19 protein-coding genes are annotated in these 25,227 nt (G+C 40.3%); 14 read left to right on the forward strand and 5 right to left on the reverse strand.

Annotation, left to right across the window (positions count from 1 at the left end; translation table 11 throughout):
- Positions 1-47 precede the first annotated feature (47 nt).
- From pflA to focA, 3 genes are all read right to left on the reverse strand, one after another.
- Positions 48-788, reverse strand: a complete 741-nt coding sequence (pflA, locus tag B0184_RS06165; protein WP_005708874.1) for a pyruvate formate lyase 1-activating protein — start codon at positions 786-788, stop codon at positions 48-50.
- 156 nt (positions 789-944) lie between these two features.
- Positions 945-3,257, reverse strand: coding sequence for a formate C-acetyltransferase (gene pflB / locus B0184_RS06170; RefSeq protein ID WP_005708787.1), 2,313 nt, complete (start codon positions 3,255-3,257; stop codon positions 945-947).
- A gap of 127 nt (positions 3,258-3,384) precedes the next feature.
- Positions 3,385-4,209, reverse strand: a complete 825-nt coding sequence (gene focA, locus B0184_RS06175; protein ID WP_005708702.1) for a formate transporter FocA — start codon at positions 4,207-4,209, stop codon at positions 3,385-3,387.
- Positions 4,210-4,445: 236 nt separating this feature from the next.
- Between focA and B0184_RS06180 the strand changes: the two genes are divergently transcribed.
- The 8 genes from B0184_RS06180 (at position 4,446) to trxA (ending at position 14,561) form a co-directional block, all read left to right on the forward strand.
- Positions 4,446-4,943, forward strand: coding sequence for a YqaA family protein (locus B0184_RS06180; protein WP_005708840.1), 498 nt, complete (start codon positions 4,446-4,448; stop codon positions 4,941-4,943).
- Positions 4,944-5,021: 78 nt separating this feature from the next.
- The gene (gene uvrC / locus B0184_RS06185; protein ID WP_005708770.1) at positions 5,022-6,857 is read left to right on the forward strand and encodes an excinuclease ABC subunit UvrC; all 1,836 of its coding nucleotides are present in this window, start codon (positions 5,022-5,024) and stop codon (positions 6,855-6,857) included.
- Positions 6,858-6,904: 47 nt separating this feature from the next.
- On the forward strand, positions 6,905-7,870 hold the full coding sequence (gene menC / locus B0184_RS06190) for an o-succinylbenzoate synthase (RefSeq protein ID WP_005708729.1): 966 nt from the start codon (positions 6,905-6,907) through the stop codon (positions 7,868-7,870).
- Between the two features lie 42 nt (positions 7,871-7,912).
- Positions 7,913-8,605: a 16S rRNA pseudouridine(516) synthase RsuA gene (rsuA, locus tag B0184_RS06195; RefSeq protein WP_005708744.1), complete on the forward strand. Its 693-nt coding sequence runs from the start codon at positions 7,913-7,915 to the stop codon at positions 8,603-8,605.
- Complete coding sequence (locus tag B0184_RS06200; RefSeq protein ID WP_005708701.1) at positions 8,605-9,801, forward strand: Bcr/CflA family multidrug efflux MFS transporter; 1,197 nt, start codon at positions 8,605-8,607, stop codon at positions 9,799-9,801. Before rsuA ends, B0184_RS06200 begins: the two co-directional genes overlap by 1 nt.
- A 222-nt stretch (positions 9,802-10,023) precedes the next feature.
- Positions 10,024-12,678, forward strand: a complete 2,655-nt coding sequence (gene gyrA, locus B0184_RS06205; protein ID WP_005708740.1) for a DNA topoisomerase (ATP-hydrolyzing) subunit A — start codon at positions 10,024-10,026, stop codon at positions 12,676-12,678.
- Between the two features lie 141 nt (positions 12,679-12,819).
- The gene (locus tag B0184_RS06210) at positions 12,820-14,112 is read left to right on the forward strand and encodes a nucleobase:cation symporter-2 family protein (protein ID WP_005708725.1); all 1,293 of its coding nucleotides are present in this window, start codon (positions 12,820-12,822) and stop codon (positions 14,110-14,112) included.
- 131 nt (positions 14,113-14,243) lie between these two features.
- The gene (gene trxA / locus B0184_RS06215) at positions 14,244-14,561 is read left to right on the forward strand and encodes a thioredoxin (RefSeq protein WP_005708771.1); all 318 of its coding nucleotides are present in this window, start codon (positions 14,244-14,246) and stop codon (positions 14,559-14,561) included.
- Positions 14,562-14,630: 69 nt separating this feature from the next.
- Here the strand turns inward: trxA and B0184_RS06220 are convergent, their stop codons facing one another.
- Positions 14,631-16,904, reverse strand: coding sequence for a TonB-dependent hemoglobin/transferrin/lactoferrin family receptor (locus tag B0184_RS06220; RefSeq protein ID WP_005708715.1), 2,274 nt, complete (start codon positions 16,902-16,904; stop codon positions 14,631-14,633).
- Positions 16,905-17,047: 143 nt separating this feature from the next.
- On the opposite strand from B0184_RS06220, the gene B0184_RS10555 reads away from it, so the two are divergent.
- The 3 genes from B0184_RS10555 to hutZ are packed head-to-tail and all read left to right on the forward strand — an operon-like array spanning position 17,048 to position 19,380.
- Positions 17,048-18,322, forward strand: a complete 1,275-nt coding sequence (locus tag B0184_RS10555) for a transferrin-binding protein-like solute binding protein (RefSeq protein WP_005708865.1) — start codon at positions 17,048-17,050, stop codon at positions 18,320-18,322.
- 21 nt (positions 18,323-18,343) lie between these two features.
- Positions 18,344-18,838: a heme utilization cystosolic carrier protein HutX gene (gene hutX, locus B0184_RS06230; RefSeq protein WP_005708779.1), complete on the forward strand. Its 495-nt coding sequence runs from the start codon at positions 18,344-18,346 to the stop codon at positions 18,836-18,838.
- A gap of 23 nt (positions 18,839-18,861) precedes the next feature.
- The gene (hutZ, locus tag B0184_RS06235) at positions 18,862-19,380 is read left to right on the forward strand and encodes a heme utilization protein HutZ (RefSeq protein ID WP_005708848.1); all 519 of its coding nucleotides are present in this window, start codon (positions 18,862-18,864) and stop codon (positions 19,378-19,380) included.
- A gap of 63 nt (positions 19,381-19,443) precedes the next feature.
- Here the strand turns inward: hutZ and fdhD are convergent, their stop codons facing one another.
- Positions 19,444-20,253, reverse strand: coding sequence for a formate dehydrogenase accessory sulfurtransferase FdhD (fdhD, locus tag B0184_RS06240; protein WP_005708811.1), 810 nt, complete (start codon positions 20,251-20,253; stop codon positions 19,444-19,446).
- A gap of 259 nt (positions 20,254-20,512) precedes the next feature.
- On the opposite strand from fdhD, the gene fdnG reads away from it, so the two are divergent.
- The 3 genes from fdnG to B0184_RS06260 are packed head-to-tail and all read left to right on the forward strand — an operon-like array spanning position 20,513 to position 25,186.
- Entirely contained in the window at positions 20,513-23,590 is a 3,078-nt protein-coding gene (gene fdnG / locus B0184_RS06250; protein WP_081479305.1) for a formate dehydrogenase-N subunit alpha, read from the forward strand.
- On the forward strand, positions 23,590-24,513 hold the full coding sequence (gene fdxH / locus B0184_RS06255; RefSeq protein WP_005708896.1) for a formate dehydrogenase subunit beta: 924 nt from the start codon (positions 23,590-23,592) through the stop codon (positions 24,511-24,513). Before fdnG ends, fdxH begins: the two co-directional genes overlap by 1 nt.
- Positions 24,506-25,186: a formate dehydrogenase subunit gamma gene (locus B0184_RS06260; protein WP_005708747.1), complete on the forward strand. Its 681-nt coding sequence runs from the start codon at positions 24,506-24,508 to the stop codon at positions 25,184-25,186. Before fdxH ends, B0184_RS06260 begins: the two co-directional genes overlap by 8 nt.
- Positions 25,187-25,227 lie beyond the last annotated feature (41 nt).

The raw sequence follows: 25,227 nt of genomic DNA on the forward strand, positions 1-25,227 counted from the left end.
AAAGCTCTATATGAAAAAGACCACATTTCTCAATGTGGTCTTTATTTCTAATATTTCACCGTATGCCCGTAACTTTCAATAATGCCTTTGATGCGCTCTAGCGTCTCTTTCGGTGGTGGTAATACGCCTTCGAGTTCATATTTGTAACCTAAAGTTTCCCATTTATGAGCCCCTAAACGGTGGTAAGGAAGAAGTTCAACTTTTTCAATGTTTTCCATACCTTGAATAAATTTTCCTAAACGATGAGCAGAATCATCATCATCAGTATAACCTGGTACAACCACATAGCGAATCCATGTGCGTTTATTAAGTTTTTGTAGGTAACGAGCAAAATCAAGAGTGCGTTTGTTTGATACACCGACGAGATCCTGGTGAATTTCATCGTTGAGCTGTTTTAAATCAAGCATTACCAAATCGGTCACTTCCAACATTTCATCGACAACAGGACTATAATGACGCACAAAGCCATTGGTATCTAAGCAGGTATCAATGCCTTCAGCTTTACACGCTCTAAACCAATCACGTACAAACTCCATTTGAAGCACAGCTTCACCACCTGATGCAGTAACGCCACCGCCTGTCGCTTTCATAAAATGCTTATAGGTAATCACTTCTTTCATTAAATCTTCAACACTGATTTCTTTACCACCATCTAAATCCCAAGTGTCGCGGTTATGACAGTATTTACAACGCATTAAACAGCCTTGTAAAAACAAAATGAAACGGATACCAGGACCATCAACTGTTCCACAAGATTCATAAGAATGATAACGTGCCATAACTGACATAATTCTCTCCTAATACAATGCTGAAATTCGATAATATATTGAAATAAAGAATCTGTACTAGCTCATTTATTTCAAGACATTAAATGAAACAAGCGGTCAGATTATACAATAATTTTGCAGAACCTGACCGCTTTTCCTTAGAACACTAAGTGTTAATTACATACATTCTGTGAATGTACGAGTAATTACGTCTTGTTGTTGTTCTTTAGTTAATGAGTTGAAACGTACTGCGTAGCCTGAAACACGGATTGTTAATTGTGGGTATTTTTCAGGATGTTCAACCGCATCTAATAAGGTTTCACGGTTTAATACGTTTACGTTTAAGTGTTGACCACCTTCCACTTCTGCTTCATGGTGGAAGTAACCATCCATTAGGCCAGCAAGGTTACGTTTTTGTGCTTCGTAATCTTTACCTAATGCATTTGGTACGATTGAGAAGGTATAAGAAATACCATCTTTCGCATACGCAAATGGAAGTTTAGCCACCGAAGTTAATGACGCTACTGCACCTTTTTGGTCACGGCCGTGCATTGGGTTTGCACCTGGGCCGAATGGCGCACCTGCACGACGACCATCTGGGGTATTACCTGTTTTTTTACCATATACCACGTTAGAAGTGATAGTAAGAACAGATTGAGTAGGTACTGCGTTACGGTAAGTTTTGTGCGTTTGGATTTTTTTCATGAAACGTTCAACTAGGTCGCATGCGATGTCATCTACGCGGTTGTCGTTGTTACCAAATTGTGGGTATTCACCTTCGATTTCGAAGTCTAATGCTACGTTTGTAGCCACCACGTTGCCATCTTTATCTTTGATGTCGCCACGAATTGGTTTCACTTTCGCATATTTAATTGCAGATAATGAGTCAGCCGCAACAGAAAGACCTGCGATACCACACGCCATTGTACGATATACATCACGATCGTGGAACGCCATTAACGCTGCTTCGTAGCTGTATTTATCGTGCATAAAGTGGATGATGTTTAATGCAGTCACATATTGTGTTGCTAACCAATCCATGAAGTGATCCATACGGCTCATTACATCATCAAAGTCTAGGTATTCAGATGTAATTGGTGCTGTTTTAGGACCCACTTGTGCACCAGATTTTTCATCAATACCACCGTTGATTGCGTATAGCATTGTTTTCGCCAAGTTCGCACGTGCACCGAAGAATTGCATTTGTTTACCCACAACCATTGGTGATACACAACACGCGATTGCGTAGTCATCATTGTTGAAGTCTGGACGCATTAAGTCATCGTTTTCATATTGAACTGATGAAGTATCAATTGAAACTTTTGCACAATAGCGTTTGAAGCCATCTGGTAATTGTTCAGACCAAAGGATGGTTAAGTTTGGCTCTGGAGATGGCCCCATGGTGTAAAGGGTATTTAAGATACGGAAGCTGTTTTTGGTTACTAATGTACGACCATCTAAGCCCATACCGGCTAAAGTTTCAGTTGCCCACATTGGGTCGCCTGAGAATAATTGATCGTATTCAGGCGTACGTAAGAAACGCACCATACGTAATTTCATTACTAAGTGGTCAATTAATTCTTGTGCTTCTTCTTCTGTGATTTTGCCTGCTTTTAAGTCACGTTCGATATAGATATCTAAGAATGAAGAGACACGACCGAATGACATCGCTGCACCGTTTTGTGATTTAACTGCAGCAAGGTATGCGAAGTATGTCCATTGAACCGCTTCTTGTGCTGTTTCTGCAGGACGTGAAACGTCGAAACCGTATGAAGCAGCCATTTGTTTGATTTGACCTAAAGCACGGTGTTGTTCAGCAATTTCTTCACGTAATTGAATGGTTGCTTGAATATCTTCACCTGCTTCTAAACGAGGTTGTAATGATGCAAATTGACGTTGTTTGTCTTTCATTAAGAAATCTGCACCATAGATTGCTAAACGACGGTAGTCACCGATGATACGACCACGACCATACGCATCTGGTAAACCTGTGATAACACCTGATTTACGGCAACGTAAGATGTCTGGCGTATAAACATCGAATACACCTTGGTTGTGAGTTTTGCGGTATTCAGTAAAGATTTTTTCTACTTCAGGATTTAACGTACGACGATAAACATCGCAAGAACCTTTAACCATTTTGATACCACCGAATGGGATGATGGCACGTTTTAATGGAGCATCTGTTTGAAGACCAACGATTTTTTCTAATGCTTGGTCGATATAACCTGGTTTGTGAGAAGTAATCGTAGAAGGAATATCGCAGTCGATATCGTACGGTTCGTGCGTTTTATTCTCAACTTTGATTTTTTCCATCACTTCTTCCCATAATTTAGTGGTTGCAGCAGTTGCACCCGCTAAGAAAGACTCATCGCCTTCATATGGAGTATAGTTTTTTTGGATAAAATCACGCACGTTTACTTCGGTTTGCCAGTCACCAGCAGTAAAACCTTCCCATGCTTTTTGTTGAGCTTCTGTTAATTGAGTCATTTTAAATCCTCTATTTGTTTTAAATGAAATTTGTGATGCCGAAACATCGGAGTTTGTAAAATCTCTGCGAAATTTGACCGCTTACATCTCTGTTCAACTTCTCGCCAGATTTATAAATAGGTTATTTTTAGTGCTTACGAATATATAAGAACCACTGCACTAAGCCGATAAAGAATACGCCACCTACGATATTACCTAAGGTAACAGGAATTAAGTTCTTCACCACAAAATGATATAAATCTAAGTCTGCATATTGCATAGGATCAACACCAATCGCTGTCCAGAATGATGCATCTGAAGTATTAGCTATCACCATTCCCATTGGGATCATAAACATATTTGCCACACAGTGCTCAAAGCCAGACGAAACGAATAATGCGATAGGTAAAATCATGATGAATGCTTTATCAGTCAATGATTTTCCTGCATTAGCCATCCAAACCGCAATACACACCATAATGTTACACAAAATACCAAGGGTAAAAGCTTCCATCCAAGTATGATGAATTTTATGTTGGGCTGTTTTTAAAATAGTCAAGCCCCATTGCCCATTCGCTGCCATCATCTGACCTGAAAGCCAAATCAATACCACAACACTTAAACCGCCAACAAAATTACCGCCATAAACGACAAACCAGTTTCTAAACATTTGAAACCAAGTAATACGATGAGTTGCTTTTGCGACAGCAGTTAATGTAGATGAAGTGAAAAGTTCTGCGCCAAAAATTACGCACATAATCACACCAAGAGAGAACACGATACCGCCTACTAATTTAGATAAGCCCCAAGCAACATCCGCTGTACCTGTTTGCGTTGTGGTATAAAAAACAAAAGCCAGACCGATAAAACCGCCTGCTAAAATTGCAGAGATAAAAGAATAGAGTTGATGTTTAGTTGCTTTATAAACTGCACCATCTTCGGTAATTTTTGCCATTTCAGCAGGAGAAAACATGGATAATCCCTTTGTGTTAACATTGATGATTATTCAAAAACACTTCTGAATAAACTAAAATTGAAGACATAATAAGATTTGCGTGGAATTATAGACTTGTTCCGCTTGTCTGAAAATCAAAAACTTACCTATTTAAGGGGATTTGAGCATCTTTTTTTGATGTATCTCAACTTTATAAAAAATATCAAACTTTTGTTAAAATTTATTTAACTTTTTATTAACTTTTAACCAACTTTATGATCACAGATTACCTCACTTCTCTTTTTAGCTTGCTTTTTTCAAGCGAATATCAATTTGTCGTGATGTTTGTCAGTAGCCTAATTAGCTCATCATTATTACCAGGAAATTCTGAGATCGTATTTACCACTATTGCAAGCCAACTTATTATTTCAGAACGTTCACTTTACTCTTTTTCATTATTTGGACTAATAGCGGTTGCAACCATTGGCAACACATTAGGAAGCTTGATTACTTTTGCGATGGGAAAATTATTGCCAGAACCTAAAGCACAAGAAAATAAATATGCTGATTGGGCAATTGACAAGCTAAATCGCTATGGCACGTTAATGCTTTTATTAAGCTGGTTACCCATTGTTGGCGATCTGCTATGTGGATTAGCTGGTTGGTTACGCCTACCCATTCTGCAAAGTACGATTTGCATTTTGATCGGAAAATTTGCCCGTTATATAGTACTTTTAGTGGGCGTTTATCCGATTGTGAAGTATATAATGTAATTTAAAGATATTTTATTGCAAAAAATCCCGCTAAAATGACCGCTTTTAACGATCTTGCAATTGCTGAACGAGGGAAAAATGAGCGAATTTGATGCCAAAACGTTTTTAGCTAATGTGCCGCATCTGCCAGGGGTCTATCGAATGTATGATAGCAAAGGTACGATTATCTATGTGGGCAAGGCTAAAGATCTGAAAAAACGCTTGTCGAGCTATTTTCGCACCAACCTCGCCAGCCGAAAAACGGAAGCATTAGTTTCACAAATTGCCCATATTGAAACCACCATTACCCATTCCGAAACAGAAGCCCTGTTGCTAGAGCACAATTACATCAAGGAAAATCAGCCTCGCTACAATGTATTGCTCCGCGATGATAAATCTTACCCTTACATTTTGCTTACCAAACATAAGCATCCGCGATTAGCAAGTTTCCGTGGTAGTAAAAAAATTGCAGGCGAATATTTTGGCCCTTATCCGAACGCAGGTGCAGTGCGAGAAACGTTGAATTTACTGCAAAAAATTTTCCCGATTCGTCAATGTGAAGATAATTTCTACAAAAACCGCTCCCGCCCTTGCTTGCAATATCAAATTGGGCGTTGCCTTGCACCTTGTGTGGAAGGCTATTATTCGCAACAGGAATATGATCAACAAGTCAATCTGGTGCGACTCTTTCTGCAAGGCAAAGATAGCCAAGTGGTTGAGCATTTAATCGGCAAAATGGAAAAGGCAGCGGAAGAGTTGGATTTTGAAGTAGCCGCACGTTTTCGCGATCAGATCCAACAGGTGCGAGCGGTGCAAGAGAAACAGTTTGTCTCAAACGAACGTTTAGACGATTTGGATATTATCTCCATTGCCTACCAACACGGCATGGCTTGCGTGCATATTTTATTTGTGCGTCAGGGTAAGATTTTAGGAAATCGAAGTTACTTCCCGAAAGTGCCAAGCCATACCGAATTTGAAGAGCTGAGTGATACCTTTATTGGGCAATTTTATTTGCAGATGAACCAGCATCGTACTATTCCGCACCAGATCATTATTGACCATAAAGTGAGTGAAGCGAAGGCATTGGAAGAAGTGCTGTCTGAGCAAGCAGGGCATAAAGTGAGCATTACCGCGAATGTACGGGGCGAAAAAAGCCGTTATCTTGCCTTGGCGAAAACGAATGCACAAGCCGCATTGACACTGCAATTACAACAAGATGCTCACATTAAAACCCGCTACGAAGCCTTACAAGCGGTACTTTCTTTACCGAAAATTGCAAGAATGGAGTGCTTTGATATTAGCCATACGATGGGCAATCAAACTGTCGCTTCTTGCGTAGTGTTTGATGAAAATGGGCCACTAAAATCGGATTACCGCCGCTTTAATATTGAAGGTATCACAGGCGGGGACGATTACGCTGCAATGGAACAAGCCTTGCTGAAGCGTTATGATAAGCGACTTGAGCCAGAGAAAATCCCAGATATTATTTTTATTGATGGTGGCAAAGGGCAACTAAACCGTGCGTTGGAAACTTTTGCCAATTTGAAGGTGTCGTGGGATAAATCAAAACCACTTTTAATTGGTGTGGCAAAAGGTGTTGAACGTAAAGCGGGTTTGGAAACCTTGTTGATTAGTAAATGGGATAAGGAAATTCATCTCCCACCTGACAGCCCTGCATTGCATTTAATTCAGCATATTCGCGATGAGTCACACAACCATGCCATTACAGGACACCGTAAAAAACGCCAAAAAGCCTTTACCGAAAGCGGATTAGAAGCCATTGCGGGCGTTGGAGCCAAACGCCGCCAAGCCTTGTTGAAATATTTAGGTGGAATGCAAGGTGTGAAATCGGCAACGTTGGAAGAAATTGAATCTGTACCAGGAATTTCCAAAGCCTTGGCGGAAGTAATTTTTGATACGTTGCAGAATGGGTAAATTAAACTCATTTCTCTGTAAATAGTAGATATTCACAAGTTTATCAAATGAAAATAAAACTCTACCACTACACTATCCCTTGTCGCACAGGCGTCGTGCTTCGCAAACAGCCTTTAACCGAGCGGCAAGGCTTGATTATTCGCCTAGAGAAAAATGGCAATATCGGCTGGGGAGAAATCGCCCCACTACCAACTTTTAGCCGTGAAACCTTGGCAGAATGTGAAGCCCAAGTTCGCCAATGGCTTAAAAAGCCAACTGACTTGATGGATAACTTCGCTCCTTCTGTTGCCTTTGGCATCAGCTGTGCATTGGCAGAATTAAACGGAACATTACAGCCCGAAGGTAATTTCCGCTCTGCGATTTTATGCGATGGTGATGTTGCAAAATTTTCGGCAAAATTAACCGCTTGTCAGGCTCATTTAGGCAAAATCAAAATCGGGTTTAATGCGGAGAAAGAGGGTGAACTTGCCAACCTGTTGCTTATGCAGTTTCCTGATTTACAACTCAGATTAGATGCAAATCGTGTTTTCTCGCTCAAGCAAGCGGTAAAATTTGCCGAGAAAATTGCAAAACCACTGCGATCTCGCATTCAATTTATTGAAGAACCTTGCCAAACACCCGCTCTTTCCCGCCAATTTGCAGAGATGACGGGCATCCATATTGCGTGGGATGAAAGTGTACGTGAACCTCATTTTTTGGTAAAAGACAAACCTAATTTGACCGCTATAGTGATTAAACCAACATTAACAGGCTCGCTTGAAAAATGCGTTTCACTCATTCAACAAGCCCATTCGCAAGGGATAAGTGCGGTAATTAGCTCCAGTATTGAAAGCAGTTTGGGATTAACGCAGTTGGCACGCATTGCTAAACAATATACGCCTGACATGGTGGCAGGGCTGGATACGTTACATTTGATGCAGTGGCAATTGTTACGTCAATGGCAAGGATCAGATTTGCCTTTAATTGAGGAAAACAGCGAATTTTTGCGTTTAATTTTAGAAAGTGAAGATTAGGGCGTATAATAAATTCAATTGAAATAAAAATAAGAGAATACAATGCGTTTAGATAAATTTATTGCAGAAAACACAGGCTTAACCCGCTCACAGGCAGCGAAGGTGTTGAAAAGCGGTTTAGTGACCGTGAATGATGAAATTGTGAAAATTGGTTCAGTTAAAATTACCGAACAAGATCGGATTTGCTACGAGGGCGAACCGCTTGAATGGATGGACGAAGGGCAATATTTTATGCTTTACAAACCACAGGGATATATTTGTTCGAATGATGATGGCGAATATCCAACCGTTTATCAATTTTTTGATTATCCGCTGATGACGAAACTACATACAGCTGGGCGTTTGGATGTTGATACCACAGGCTTGGTGCTTTTAACCGATGATGGTAAATGGTCGCACCGTGTTACTTCGCCAAAGCATCATTGTGAGAAAACCTATTTGGTAACGTTGGCTGATCCTGTTGAAGATTTTTATGCTGAAAAATTAGCAGAGGGGATTTTGCTACGTGGAGAGAAAGATCCGTGCTTGCCTGCTCAATTAGAAATTATTGATGACTATAACGTGAACTTAACCATCAGCGAAGGGCGTTATCATCAAGTAAAACGAATGTTTGCAGCCTTGGGTAATAAGGTGGAAGCCTTGCACCGTTGGCGAATTGGCGATGTGGTTTTAGATGAAACATTAGAAGAAGGCGAATTCCGCACGCTTACAAACGAAGAAATTGGGAGTTTTTAATGAGTGAGAAAAAACCGCATCCGTGTTTTTTTATTATTTTAGGAATGATGGCAATGCTTCCACCGCTTGCCATTGATATGTATTTACCGTCATTTTTAGATATTGCGAGAGATTTAGCTGTTTCCCAAGAAAAGGTGCAAACCACCTTAGCGGTCTTTACCTTTGGCTTTGCAGTCGGTCAGCTTTTCTGGGGGCCTGTTGCCGATAGCTTCGGGCGTAAACCGATTATTTTGATTGGTTTAGCAGGGGCAGCATTAGCCGCCTATTTTTTAACGCAAGTAGAAGATATTAACACCTTCTATTTTTTACGTTTAACCCAAGGTTTGTTTGGAGCTGCACCTGCGGTAGTGCTTGGAGCGTTGGTTCGAGATTTGTTTGAGCGTAACCGCTTTGCACAAATGATGTCGGTGATTATGATTATTACCTTGCTTGCCCCGCTCGTTGCCCCTGTATTGGGCGGTTATATTGCTAAATATCTGCATTGGCACTCTATTTTCTATACGCTAGTTGCAATGGGGATTGCTTGTGTGGTGTTGGTGGCATGGAAAATCCCAGAAACGTTAGTGCCAGAAAAACGCCAATCGATAAATTTCAAACAGGTTCTCATCAACTATGCAAAACTGCTTTCGCATAAACCAACTTTGGGTTATGTGATTGTAGGCGGGCTTACTTTTGCGGGAATGTTCTGTTTCTTAACTTCTGGCTCGCTGGTTTACATTGGAATCTACGGTGTTTCGCAAGAGCACTTTGGTTACTTCTTTATGCTCAATATGGTGGTGATGATTTCCATGACGGCAATTAACGGTAAGTTAGTCACTAAACTTGGCTCTGAAACCATGCTCCGAATTGGTTTAATCACTATGTTAACAGCAGGTATTTGGTTGTCGATTGTAGCAACCTTTGAATTGAATTTCTGGTTAATGGTGGTAGCTGTACCGTTCTATGTTGGGATGCTTTCAACCGTCGGCAGTAATGCAACGGCAGCGGTGTTAGATAAATTTCCGCAAATGGCAGGCACGGCAAATGCGGTTGCGGGTACGATGCGATTTGGTATTGGCTCTCTTGTTGGTGCATTGCTTTCACAAATTGCAGTCACTAATGCTAAACCAATGCTTTATGCGATGGCTCTTTGCGTAGTTTTAGCTGCGATAATCTATTATGTTTGTTGTGTGAAAGCGGTTGAAAAAGCAGAGTAGTTTGCAAATTAACTCTATTAAGCTATAGAGATTGAGCATTTACTATATAAACAATACAATGCCCTCAAATAACGGAGGGTATTTTTATGTTTAAAAAGGTTATGATGAAATATATAAAATCCCCTTTTGCTCCCTTTTTATGCTATAATCCGCTCAATTTTCGCCTTTAGAAATAAATGAAATGAAGGCTATCTTTTTCACAAACTTGATTAGGAAATTTCAATGAGCGAATTAGCCAAAGATATTACCCCCGTCAGTATCGAAGACGAACTGAAAACGTCTTATCTCGACTATGCAATGTCCGTGATTGTTGGGCGTGCATTACCTGATGTGCGTGATGGATTAAAACCTGTTCACCGTCGCGTGTTGTTTTCGATGGATCAAAACAACAATACTTACAATCGCCCACACGTTAAATCTGCACGTGTGGTAGGTGATGTAATCGGTAAATACCACCCGCACGGTGATTCAGCGGTGTATGACACCATTGTGCGTATGGCACAGCCGTTCTCACTTCGTTATATGTTGGTTGACGGGCAAGGTAACTTTGGTTCGATCGATGGCGATGCACCAGCTGCGATGCGTTATACCGAAGTGCGTATGCAAAAAATTACGCAGGAATTGCTCACTGATTTAGATAAAGAAACCGTGGATTTCTCACCAAACTATGATGGCAAAGAGATGATCCCTGATGTGCTTCCAACCAAAATTCCAGCCTTGTTAGTCAATGGTTCATCAGGGATTGCGGTGGGTATGGCAACTAACATTCCTCCACACAACTTAAACGAAGTGTTAGATGGTTGCTTGGCTTATATCGAAAATGAAGAAATTTCGATTGATGAGTTGATGCAATATATTCCTGGCCCAGATTTCCCAACAGGGGCGTTAATCAATGGTCGTAAAGGGATTGTAGACGCTTATCAAACTGGTCGTGGTAAAGTATATGTGCGAGCGAAAGCAAGCATTGAAACGACCGATAAAGGTCGCGAGCATATTGTTGTGACTGAGTTACCTTATCAAGTTAATAAAGCCAAATTAATTGAAAAGATTGCTGAGCTCATTAAAGATAAAAAAATTGAAGGCATCAGCAAAATTGATGACTATTCCGACAAAAAAGGGATTTCCATTGTTATCGAAGTAAAACGCGATGCAGTTGCGGAAGTGGTATTAAACCATCTTTACTCGCTCACGCAAATGCAGGTGACTTTTGGTATCAATATGGTCGCACTAGACAACGGTCAGCCAAAAGTATTGAATCTCAAGCAGATCATTGCAGCCTTTATCAAACATCGTCGCGAAGTGGTGACGCGCCGTACTATTTTTGAACTTCGTAAAGCACGCGAGCGCGCACATATCTTAGAAGGTTTGGCAATTTCATTAGCGAATATCGACCCAGTTATCGCCTTGATCCGTAATTCAAAAACGGCGGAAGAAGCGCGTGAAGGTTTGCTTTCTCGCTCTTGGGAATTAGGTAATGTAGCGGCAATGTTAGATGCAGCCGGTGTTGATGCCTCTCGTCCTGAAGATCTACCTGAACATTTAGGCGTGCGTGGTAGCGAATATTACCTTTCTGAAGCGCAAGCTCGTGCAATTTTAGAATTACGCTTACACCGTTTAACAGGTTTAGAGCACGAAAAAATTGTTGATGAATACAAAGAATTACTCACTGAAATTGCGGAATTATTACACATTTTAAATAGCGCAGATCGCTTAATGGAAGTGATCCGTGAAGAGCTAGAAGTCGTAAAAGCAAGCTTTGGTGATGAACGCCGTACAGAAATTACGGCAGCTTCAGGCGATATCAATCTTGAAGATTTAATTGCCCAAGAAGATGTAGTGGTAACTCTTTCTCACGCAGGTTATGTGAAATATCAACCACTTTCAGACTATGAGGCACAGCGCCGTGGTGGTAAAGGTAAATCAGCGACGAAGATGAAAGAAGATGACTTCATCGAGAAATTATTGGTGGCGAATACCCATGACACCATCCTTTGCTTCTCAAGCCGTGGTCGCTTATATCAATTGAAAGTGTATCAATTACCGCAAGCAAGCCGTGGGGCACGTGGTACGCCAATCGTGAATATTTTACCGCTTGTAAAAGAAGAAAATGAACGTATTACCGCAATTTTACCAATTCCAAACGGTGAGTTCTCGGCAGATAAATTTGTCTTTATGGCAACCGCAAGTGGCGTAGTAAAAAAAGTTGCATTAGATGCATTTAGTAATGTGCGTGCGAACGGTCTTATCGCACTCACACTCCGCGAGGGCGATGAGCTTATCGGTGTTGATATTACCAACGGTGAAAGCGAAATTATGTTGTTCTCTGCGCAAGGTCGTGTGGTTCGTTTCGAAGAAAAAGCTGTGCGCGCAATGGGACGAACCGCAACAGGGGTGCGCGGTATTAAACTGGCAACCACAGAAATCAGCGATGAAGTGGAAGAAGCGGAAATCGTTGATATTGAAAGCGAAGAGAGTGATGAAAGCATCAATCTCAACACCGATAAGGTTGTTTCACTTGTCATTCCACATACTGAAGGCGACATCTTAACCGTTACCCAAAATGGTTATGGTAAACGTACCGTACTTGCAGAATACCCTGTGAAATCTCGAGCAACCAAAGGTGTGGTTTCAATCAAGGTGAATGAACGTAACGGTAAAGTGGTTGCTGCAGTTCAAGTGGCAGAAACTGACCAAATTATGTTGATTACCGATGCGGGTACATTGGTGCGTACTCGTGTTTCAGAAGTAAGCCTTGTTGGTCGTAACACCCAAGGGGTTCGCATTATTCGCACTGCAGAAGACGAGCAAGTGGTAAGTCTTGAGCGCATTTGTGATGCGGATGACGAAGAAATAGATGAAGCTACATCGGAAGAGTAAACTATCTATTTTTATTCGTTGAATAAAATAGCCCGTAAAGGGCTATTTTTTAGCCAATGCTAGCAATCGTTTGCGTAACCGTTTGCCTAAAAGGTTGCAAATCCGTATAATCCGCCTCAGTGTTTTTACTTTGAGGCTTATATGCAAACTTTACGTTATCCTGTTGATTCAAAACCTCCTTTCGGATTAACTCTTCTCTTAGCTCTTCAACATCTTCTTGCTGCACTTGGCGGCATCATCGCAGTTCCTCTTGTTATTGGCAACGTGTTAAAACTTCCAACGCCAGACACTATTGTACTTGTGAATGCTGCGCTGTTAGTTTCAGGCATTGTCACTATTATTCAATGTCGTGGGATTGGCCCTATCGGTTTGCGTTTGCCAAGCGTAATGGGCACCAGTTTTACGTTCGTCGCGGCGGCATTGGCTATTGGTTTTAGTGAGCACGGTGTAGCGGGCATTTTAGGGGCTTCATTAGTGGGCTCATTTGTGATGATCATTGGTAGCTTCTTTATGCCTTATGTGCGTAAATTATTTCCACCAGTAGTAACTGGCGTGGTGGTGGTGATGATTGGTTTAAGCCTCATTCCTGTGGCGGTAGACTGGTTTGCAGGTGGTCAAAAAGGCGATGTTAATTATGCCGATCCCGCTAATCTTGCGATGGCAACTTTTGTGCTTGTGCTCGTGGTTATTTTGGTGCAATGGGGTAAAGGAATTTTCTCGGCTGCGGCTATCGTTATTGGGATGATGGTAGGTTATGTGGTGGCATTAATTTTAGGTTGGATCAACTTTGAAGCGGTCAAAAATGCAGAAATTGTTGCAATTCCTCAACCTCTGCACTTCGGTTTAGCGTTCCCAATTTCGGGAATTATTGGGATGTCGATTGCTTATTTAGTTACCATTGTGGAATCAAGTGGTAACTTCTTAGCATTGGGTAATGCCACTCAAACAGAGATTACAGGCAAGCATTTACGCGGTGGCGTATTGTGTGATGGGGTAGGCTCAGCCTTTGCAGCAATTATGTCTACCACACCATTTTCATCATTCGCTCAAAATATTGGCGTGATTTCATTAACGGGTGTAGCAAGCCGCCACGTCGTGACGGTAATGGGCGTATTGCTCATTTTCGCAGGTATTTTCCCCTGGTTTGGGGCGTTAATTGTTTCTATACCAAGTCCTGTATTAGGGGGCGCTGGCTTGATGATGTTTGCAATGATTATCGCCGCTGGTATTCAAATGCTCGATAAAGTAGAGCGCTCAAAACGCAATGGCTTAATTATTGCGATTTCCATCGGCTGTGGTTTAGCGGTTACCACTCGTCCAGAATTGCTTGATAAATTGCCAAGTTTCTTTAAAGAAGTCTTTGGTTCAGGCATTACCGTAGGTTCAGTGTTAGCTCTTGTGCTTAACCTAATTTTGCCTAAAGATAAAGAGTAAAATTATCAAAGCAATTGGAAAAATAGACTTGAAATCGGTTGGTTGAAACCTTATCTTAACGCCAACCGAACACCACTGATTTCTCGGTGGTGTTTTTCTTTTATTTAAATAATGTAAACAAGGAATTAATTATGACTTTACAAGTTACCGATGCAACATTTGAACAAGAAGTACTAAAATCAGATGTACCAGTATTATTAGATTTCTGGGCACCTTGGTGTGGTCCTTGTCGTATGGTGGCTCCAATTTTAGATGAGTTAGCAGAAGAGTTTGCAGGTCGTGCGAAAATTGCCAAAGTGAATGTAGATGAAAATCAACAAGTGCCAGCCCAATTCGGTATTCGTTCAATCCCAACATTAATTCTTTTTAAAGATGGTCAAGTAGTTGCAACACAAGTAGGTGCATTACCAAAATCTCAATTAGCGGCTTTTGTTGAACAAGCGTTATAATTTCAGTAAAGATTAAATAAAAATAGCTAGGATTTATTTCCTAGCTATTTTTTTTATGCAGTTTGCAAACTAGAAACGAATTTCAACCGCTCCTGCAAAATTGCGACCTGGGGCGTAGAAACGTTCTAGGCCTTTGCGTTGTGGGTCAACGGCATCGGTTGTGCTAATATAATTGATACCACGTAAAGTATCCCAAGTATGATATTTACGATTCAATAAATTATATACACCTGCACGTAAAATTATATTTTTATTGACTTTGTAGAATCCATAAACATCAAATAAAGTCGCCGAACCATTCAAATAAGGGTATGTTTGAACACGTTTACGCCACAGAATTTGTGCGTCTTTCGCTTTTTTTGCACCTAAATAAGTTGCTCTTACATTTAAGCCCCAGCGTTCTTCAGGATCTTCATAACCAAAACCTACAATAACTTTTAATGGTTGAATAGACAGTAAACTGTTCTCGCTTCCTTTTAATCGAGCTTTAGAATAACCTAAATTAGCAAGGAGCTTCCATCCTTCAGGAATAACTGAGAACACTTGATCTAAATTCATTTTGCTATTTAGTTCAATACCAGAAATACTTGCTCTATCAATATTTACCATTTGTTGACCTAGTTGGTATTCAAATGGCTGTGCTCCATAATAAGCAGAATATTCATTGTAATCTGTATTTGCAACCAAATCCTCTGTTTCCTGTTCAATTAAGAAATCTTTATAGCGACTATGGTAGATGTTCATACCAAACAAGCCTATTCGATGTTCAGCTTGAATATTAATTGATTGGTTAAGTGCTTGTTCTGCTTTTAAATTAGGATTTGGATACCAGTTACCTAATTTATTAGTGAAAGAGAAATACATTTCTGATGCCGTTGGTACTCGATATCCAGTAGAAACATTATAGCCGACTTTCCAAGTATCGTTTAACTGAGCATCTAGTCCTAATGAACCACTTAAGCTTTGGAATGTATTAGATGCTGGTGTTGCAGTACATGCTTGACAAGGCGATTTTATATGTTGTGGCATAAGTTCTTCCCAATCATATCTCACCCCTAACTGACTAGAAAACATATCATTCCATACAACTTTATCTTGTAATTGGCTATAAAATGCTCTAGTTATTACTGGATGCTGAATTGAACCATTTTCTTTTAATGTTTTACCACCTCGATAAAGCTCTTTGTCGTTTCGGTTATCAAAATCTTTCTGAGAGATACCTGAACGAAGTGTAAAAATATGTGTACCCCATTTGGTTTCCCAAGATGCAGAATCTAAACGAATAGAAGCTCGTTTTACTTTAGTTAACATATGAGTATCTTGAAGCTCATCTGCACGCTTAATATAGATAAGTCTTTCATTCGCATCTCTATTATAAAGACCTTTATAATTTTTAGAGCTAATATCTGTTTCTTGCCAATCTATATCTGCACGTAAATAACCTAAATATTTATTATTTTCTGGAAAATACTCATACGCAAAATTGGCGGTATAGCGTGAATTGATATCATTAACTAAACGCCAACTACTTTCTGAATAACTATACGACTTTTCATCTACTTCATTGTTAAGTTTCTGACCATTAAAAGAAGCGCTGACTTTATGAGATGGTGTAATGAAATATCCTACTTTTGCTAAATAACTGTGATTTTTATGATAGGCTGGATCTGGTATTCCTCTTGCACTTCCTGTAATATCGTCTCCACTACCATTACTTTTCATTTCATGCCCGTTACGGTAAGAATAAAGCAAGGCAATATCTACTTTGTCATTTCTATAACCCGTTCCAACAGTGTGAGTCCATTCACGGTTTTTACTCGCGTAGCCATTTTTGAGTAACACGCCCCAATTATTTCCTGGCAAGATAATGTTATCTACACCTAGAGTACGATAGTTTACCGATCCACCTAACGCCCCACTTCCTGAATTAAAGGAGTCTGAACCTCGCATAATATCGATCCCCTGCACTAATTCAGGATCGATTCCTAAACGAGAGCTATTGAAGTTGCCATAACGGGCGTAAAGAGAGTTCTCTTCAGAATCAGGTAGATTTACACCATCTACACTAATACCAACCCGATTTCCCTCAACGCCTCTCATAGCAAAACCTTTCTTACGACGACCATTATCGCTAATACCGACATCTGTTGTATAACGCACTAAATCATAATTGTCCGCAATCAATTCCTCCTGAATTGCTTTACGCGTTTTTTTAATTTGGTTTGCTTTGATTTGAGTACCATCAACGCGGATGGTACCTAAAGTAGTTTCTTCTTGAGCATAGCTGTTTAATGCCATAGCAACACAAACAGCTCCCAATGATAGAACAAATTGACGAGCCATATTTTCACCTAAAATATAAAAAAGATATAAATTCAGTTTACGAAAATTTAATAAGTTTTACAAGAGTATTGAAAATCATTTTTGTTTAGTTTAATCTATTCAAAGTTTTCTTCTACTCTAATTACATAATATAGGTCACTATTATGAATAAATTTAAATTTACTTTACTTACTGTATCTTGTGCTGCTTTTTTAACCGCTTGCTCATCAAGCTCTAAAGGAGGTACAGATAATTCTGATCAAATTCGTAAAACAGAATCCACACTAACGCAAAAAATTGCGGATCTTACTCAGCAAGTAAAAACAGCTCAACAACAAGCTCAAAATAATCAATCAAATTACAATACAGCTAAGTCTGAAGCAGATAAAGCTCAAGCTACTGTAACTCAGCTCACTGCTGAAGTTGCCAAACTTACTAAAGAATTAGCTGAATTAAATCAAAAACAAGCTGAACTAGCAGCTGAACAAACTAATTCCCAACTAGCTAACGCAAAACAAAACCTTGAGAATCAAGACGCATTAAAAAAACTAGAAGAAAAAGCACAAAAAGCAGCAGAAGATCTGGCTAACGCAAAGCAAAATTTAGAGAAAGCTCAAAAAGATGCTGAAGTAGCAAACAAATCTGTTGAAGAACTCAATGCAAAAGCAGCTGAACAAGCGAAAAAACGTCAAGAAGCCGAAGAATATGCTAAACAGCTAGAAAATCTTCGTGCAGATGAAAAATCAAGAATTCCACTTAGCGATAAAGTATTCGGAGGAATTTCTGGCGTGATGACTGATGCTGTATCTGGTGGTGTCATTAACTTAAAAGATGGCAAAGCAACTGTTGAGCGTACCCAAGCTCGAGATATTCGTGATATTGCAATTGTTGATAGCTATGGTATTAGAGATCAAGTACTTTCTTTAGCTGATTCAGAATATAATGACTATATCGGACAGGTTGAATATAGTTCAAATATTGCTAATACAGGTGATTTCAAATCAACTACTTTTGGTATCTATGCAACAGATCCATACAACCCAACTGAAAAAATGATTTATGCCCAAGGTAAACCAACCGATGTATCTCAAATTCCTACTTCAGGTACAATTCAATACACGGGCGGAGCTGCATATGTTAAAGATGGTGTTTCATATGCTAGAACATCAAAAATGAATGCGACGGCTGATTTCGATAAAAAAGTAATTGATATTACAATTAATGAAAAAGTAAATACTTATTACAATACAGTTCAAGTGCCAAAAATGAACTTCGGCGGCAAAATTACTGGCAACAGTTTTGCTGGTGAAGTAAATGGCATTAAAACCCAAGGTGGTTTCTTCGGTGAAAATGCCAAAGAGTTATCGGGTATATTCACTAATGAAGCTGATAAATCACGTGGTGTATTTGGTGCAATTAAACAAGAAGCAGCTCAATAAGCGGTAGGATTTTATTGGAAAATGACAAATCTCACAGAAAAGATTACCGCTTATATTGCGGAAAATCCACAGGCGATCACACTGGATATGGCAGCCCATTTTGAGCTGCCTGAAGGTAAAATTTTAGTGGCACTGCCAGAACAATTTGTGCGTGTGTTTGAGGCAAATCGTGCCGAAGAGATTTTTGCCCAAATCGCCCAATGGGGCACCTTTACCACCATTATTGAAAAATGCGGTTCGATCTTTGAAATTAAAGATCGTTTCCCCGAAGGTATTGTAGGGCGTGGCTACTACAATCTGAATATGAAAGGCGATCAAGGTGCCTTGCACGGGCATTTGAAATTAGATGGCATTGCTCAAATTGCTTTTGTTAGCTTACCTTTCCGTGGTAAAGAGAGCTACAACATCGCCTTTATTGCTCATAATGGCGAGACCATTTTTAAAGTGTATTTAGGGCGTGATGAGCAACGCCAACTTTTCCCTGAACAAGTGGAAAAATTCAATGCCTTTCAATAGGGATTTTTATTAAGGAGAAAACAATGACTGCTCGTCAAGAAGTACTACAGAACCGCTTAGGGCCACAAATTCAAGAGTTGAAGGAACAATGCCGTACGATTATGTTGGCAACCTTAGATGAAGAAGGCAACCCAAACGTCAGTTATGCACCGTTTGTAATTCATAATGGCAAATATGTGGTGTTAATTTCAGAAATTGCACGCCACGCCCGCAATCTACAAAAAGTATCGAAAGTATCGTTGATGTTGATTGAAGATGAGAACTTAAGCCGTCAAATTTTTGCCCGCAAGCGGTTAAGTTTTGATGCAACTTCGCAAGTGATTGATAAACTTTCAGAAGAAGGTCAGGCTTGTTTAGCAGAACTTAAAGCCCGCCACGGTGATTTAATTGATGAGTTAGCACAAAATGCCGACTTTAAAATCTTCGGCTTCACACCAAGCCAAGGCTTATTCGTTAAAGGGTTCGGTCAAGCGTTCCAAGTAAGCCCATCTGATTTAGTTGATGTGGTGCATTTGGAGATTGGTCACATTAAAGAAGAGTAGCAAAAAGAATTTACTCAATTAAAGGCTGGATACTATATTTTGTAGCATTCAGCCTATTATTTTTTAAATAACCAACCGCCCAATTCCCGAATAAACCGTTGCTTTGCCTTTTCGGGTAAAGCCGAGTAAAGTAAATCCGTTTTCTTGTGCCATTTTGGCTGCCATTTCGGTGGCGGCGGAAATGGCACATAGCATTTCAATGCCTACTGCAACGCATTTTTGCACCATTTCAAAACTGGCTCGGCTGGTGACAAACACAAAGCCAAGTGGTTCGTTATTTGAAACGTACCAACCGATAAGTTTATCTAAAGCGACGTGTCTGCCGACATCTTCTCGAATGGCAAGTAATTCACCCTCGGGGCTAAAAAATGCGGCTGCGTGGCTTGCCCCTGTTTCTTTGGAAAGTTGTTGCGTTTGTTCGAGTTGCTCAAGTGAGTGATTAAAAATAAGTGGGTTGATATTCGACAAGCGGTCAGATTTTTTAGCTAAATTGCAACTCTGTTTTACCTGTTCTAATTGTTCAACGCCACAAATGCCACAGCCAGTTCTTCCTGTCATTGAGCGGCGTTTTTCTTTTAATTCAACAAAACGACGAGTGCTAATTTCTAATTGCACTTCAATGCCATCGCATTGTTCAATAATATCGATGCCATAAATTTCTGATTTGTTAGAAATAATTCCTTCCGAAAGTGAAAAGCCAATCGCAAAATCTTCTAAATTATTTGGCGTGCACATCATCACTGCGTGAGAAATGCCGTTATAAACCAGAGCAACCGCAATTTCACTAATTAGGTTATCTTCGCATGGTTTGGCTGTTATGACTTGATCAATCAAGGTTAAACGGGTAGCATTTATTTTGTGTAAAATATTCATATATTTTTTAATATTTAATTTTAATAAATAAGAATTATTCTCAATAATTTAATTTTAATAAATTAAATTTTAAATAGATCAAAAAATAATTAGATTTATTAAATTTACTAAAGATGGGGTATGGTTTATTATAGCTAAAGGTAAAATAATTGTTAAATAATACAACTCGATAAAATTGGGGTTGTAATATGACGATGTATTTTACATTTTAAACATCACATTGGCAAAATGTTGCTAATGTTACTAGTAGGAGTGATTTATGCAGGTCTCAAGACGTAAGTTTTTCAAGATCTGTGCAGGTGGTATGGCAGGGACTTCTGCAGCAATGCTTGGTTTTGCACCAAGTGAAGCGTTAGCAGCCCCTCGCGAGTACAAGCTTTTACGAGCTAAAGAAACTCGCCAATCCTGTACTTATTGTGCCGTAGGCTGCGGTATGTTGATGTATAGCCTCGGTGATGGAGCAATGAATTCACGTGGTAAATTGTTCCACGTGGAAGGTGACCCAGACCATCCAGTTAGCCGCGGGGCATTATGTCCTAAAGGGGCAGGGGTGCTGGATTATGTAAACAGTCCAAACCGCTTGCAATATCCAGAATATCGTGCGCCAGGTTCTGACAAGTGGGAACGCATTTCTTGGCACGACGCCATTCATAAAGTTGCGAAATTATTAAAAGAAGACCGTGATGCTAACTGGGAAGCCACCAATGCGGAAGGTACGCCCGTTAATCGTTGGGCAACCACAGGTTTCTTGACGGCTTCTGCTGCAAGTAATGAAACGGCACTTTTAACCCAAAAATTTGGTCGTGCCTTTGGTATGTTGGTTTTAGATAACCAAGCGAGTACCTGACACGGACCTACGGTAGCAAGTCTTGCTCCTAGTTTTGGTCGCGGTGCGATGACCAACCATTGGGTTGATATTAAAAATGCGGATGTTGTGGTAGTAATGGGCGGTAACGCTGCTGAAGCTCACCCTGTTGGCTTCCGTTGGGCTATTGAAGCGAAAAAACAAAATGGTGCGAAGTTAATGGTGGTTGATCCACGTTTTAACCGTACGGCTTCTGTGGCAGATTTCTATTCTCCAATTCGCTCAGGTACAGATATTACACTTTTATTAGGTGTGATTAAGTATCTTTTAGATAACGATAAAATTCAACACGAATATGTAAAACATTACACCAATGCAAGCTTCTTAATTCACGAAGGATTTGGTTTTGAAGATGGCTTATTCACAGGCTATAACCCTGAAACACGTTCTTATGATAAATCAACGTGGTCTTATCAATTAGACGAAAATGGTCAGCCAAAACGTGATATGACACTTCAAGATCCGCGTTGTGTTATTAATCTTCTGAAAAAACACGTTGAACGTTATACCCCAGAAATGGTGGAACGTATTTGTGGTACAAAACAAAAAGCGTTCCAAGAGTTTGCGGAAACCATTGCTTCAACGGCTGATCCAAAACGTACAACGACATTCTTGTACGCATTAGGTTGGACACAGCACACAGTTGGTACGCAAAATATTCGTTCAATGGCAATGATCCAGTTACTTTTAGGTAATATCGGGATGTCTGGCGGTGGTGTAAACGCATTGCGTGGTCACTCAAACGTACAAGGTACAACAGATATGGGCTTATTCCCATCTATGTTACCAGGCTATATTCCATTACCAATTGAAACAGATACTACTTTAGATGCTTTCCTAAAACGTATTACACCAAAAACAACGGTGGATGGTCAGACAAACTACTGGCAAAACACCCCGAAATTTATGGTAAGTATGCTTAAAGCCTTCTATGGCGAGAATGCAACTAAAGATAATGAGTTCGGCTACCACAATTTACCGAAACAATATAAGAAAAAAATGGACCATATGAGATTTATCGAATTGATGGATCAAGGCAAAATCAATGGTTATATCTGCCAAGGTTATAACCCATTAGCCTCTTATCCAGATAAGAATAAAATCTCAAGTGCGTTACGTAAATTAAAATTCTTAATTATTTGCGATCCATTAGCAACAGATACCTCTGAATTCTGGCAACATCATGGCGAATACAACGATGTAAACCCAGCCGATATTCAAACTGAGGTTATCCGTTTACCAACCATCTGTTTTGCTGAAGAAGATGGCTCAATTGCGAACTCTGGTCGTTGGTTACAATGGCACTGGAAAGCAGCTGAACCACCAAAAGAAGCAAAACCAGATGTGGATATTTTAGCGGAAATCCGTGAAGTGATGCTTGAAATGTATCACGAAGAAAAAGCTCAAGGTAAAACGCCAGTTTCACTTGAAACTATTGAAGCCATGACTTGGAATTACAAAAATCCATTAGAACCGAAATCGGAAGAGCTTGCTAAAGAGAATAATGGTTATGCACTAGAAGATCTTTATGATGCAAGCGGTAAATTAATTGCGAAGAAAGGCGAATTACTTTCAACATTTGCTCACCTTCGTGATGATGGTTCAACTTCATCGGCGATTTGGATTTACACAGGTCAATGGACAGAAAAAGGTAACCAAATGGCAAACCGCGATAACAGCGATCCATCTGGTTTAGGTAATACATTAGGTTGGGCATTCTCATGGCCTCTTAACCGTCGTGTACTTTATAATCGAGCCTCTGCAGACTTATCAGGTAAACCGTGGAACCCGAAACGCCAGCTTGTAAAATGGAATGGCAAAAACTGGAACTACATTGATGTCGCAGACTTCGGCACTGCTCCACCAAACAGCAATGTAACACCATTCATTATGCAACCTGAAGGTGTTAGTCGCTTATTTGGCTTGAATAAAATGGCGGAGGGACCGTTCCCTGAGCACTATGAACCGATTGAAACCCCAATTGGTACGAACCCACTTCACCCGAATGTGATTTCAAACCCAACAGCTCGTATTTTAGAGAGTGACAAAGATCGTTTCGGTGATGCAAGTCAGTTCCCTTATGTGGGTACAACTTACCGCTTAACTGAGCACTTCCACTTCTGGACCAAACAATCTAACCTCAATATGATTGCTCAGCCAGAACCGTTTGTGGAAATTAGTGAAGAGTTGGCAAAAGAGAAAGGCATTGAAAATGGTGATGTGGTAAAAGTCACTTCAAAACGTGGTTATATTAAAACCAAAGCCGTTGTAACAAAACGTGTTCGTTCAATTGATGCTGACGGTAAACGTATTCACACTGTGGGTATTCCACTCCACGGCGGCTTTGCAACAGTAGGCAAAAAATCATTCTTGGCGAATACCTTAACGGGACGTGTGGGTGATGCAAATACGCAAACCCCTGAATATAAAACGTTCCTTGTGAACATTGAGAAAGTAACGGAGGCAGTATAATGTCAGGTGTACAAGATCAAAACATTATTAAAGTATCTGCAACTTCGTTCGTAACACCACCACCACAAACACGTGATCACGTGGTGGAAGTTGCAAAGCTCATCGATGTTTCAGCCTGTATCGGCTGTAAGGCATGTCAAGTTGGTTGCTCTGAATGGAACGACATTCGTGCTCCGCAGGAAGAATGTGTGGGGGTTTATGATAACCCTCGCGATCTGAACGCAAAACAGTGGACGGTGATGAAATTCAACGAAGTGGAAGAAAACGACCGCTTGGAATGGCTGATCCGTAAAGATGGTTGTATGCACTGTGCTGAACCTGGCTGCTTGAAAGCGTGCCCATCACCAGGTGCGATCATTCAATATGCAAACGGTATTGTGGATTTCCAATCTGATAAATGTATCGGCTGTGGTTACTGTATTGCAGGTTGTCCATTCAATATTCCACGTATGAATGATGAAGATAATCGTGTGTACAAATGTACCCTTTGCGTGGATCGCGTGAATGTGGGCCAAGAGCCGGCTTGCGTGAAAACCTGCCCAACAGGTGCAATTCGATTTGGTTCGAAAGATGAGATGCTTCACTACGCAGAAACACGCGTGAAAGATCTGAAATCTCGCGGCTATCCAAATGCAGGCATTTATAACCCTGAAGGTGTGGGCGGAACACACGTAATGTATGTGTTGCACCACGCAGATAAACCTGAGCTTTATTCTGGCTTACCGAAAGATCCGAAAGTTGATGTGACGGTTGAGCTTTGGAAAGATATTCTCAAACCAGTTGCGGCAGTTGCAATGGGGGGCTTAGCACTTGCAGAAGTAGCTCACTATGTGACCGTTGGACCAAACATTGAAGAAGATGTGGAAGATCACCACGAACACTTAGAAGGTGAACATCAAGAAAAAGGAGGCAAAGATGAGTAAAAAAGTGGAAATCACGAATGATACCCGTATTATTCGCCATAAACCTCTTGCTCGTGTGAGCCACTGGTTCTTGGTTATTTCATTCTTTATGACAATGTTCACTGGGGTTGCATTCTTCTTCCCGGACTTCGCGTGGTTAACTGAAATTCTCGGTACACCGCAATTAGCTCGTGCAATCCACCCATTCACGGGGATTGTGATGTTTATTGCCTTTATCATTATGGCGTTGATTTATTGGGATCATAACATTCCAGAAAAAAATGACCTAAAATGGGCAATGAACGTGCACGAAGTGTTAAAAGGGAATGAGCACGCGGTGGCTTACAATGGTAAATATAACTTTGGTCAAAAAATGTTATTCTGGACATTAAATTTGGCAATGTTTACCTTGTTGATCACAGGGATCATTATGTGGAGAAAATATTTCTCGCATAACTTCTCTATCCAAACATTACGTATTGCGATTTTACTTCACTCTGCCAGTGCCTTTGCGTTATTTACAGGGATTTTAGTCCACATGTATATGGCATTCTGGATTAAAGGCTCAATTCGCGGTATGGTAGAAGGTTGGGTAACGGTTCGCTGGGCGAAAAAACACCACCCAAAATGGTATAACGAAGAAGTGAAACCTGAGCTCGAAAAAGAGCTTGCTGAAGAAGCAAGCAAAGGATAACTTCTGTTAAAGTGCGGTATAATACCGCACTTTCTTTTTAA

This window comes from Haemophilus paraphrohaemolyticus (genome assembly GCF_002015045.1).
Classification (GTDB): Bacteria; Pseudomonadota; Gammaproteobacteria; order Enterobacterales; family Pasteurellaceae; genus Haemophilus_A; species Haemophilus_A paraphrohaemolyticus.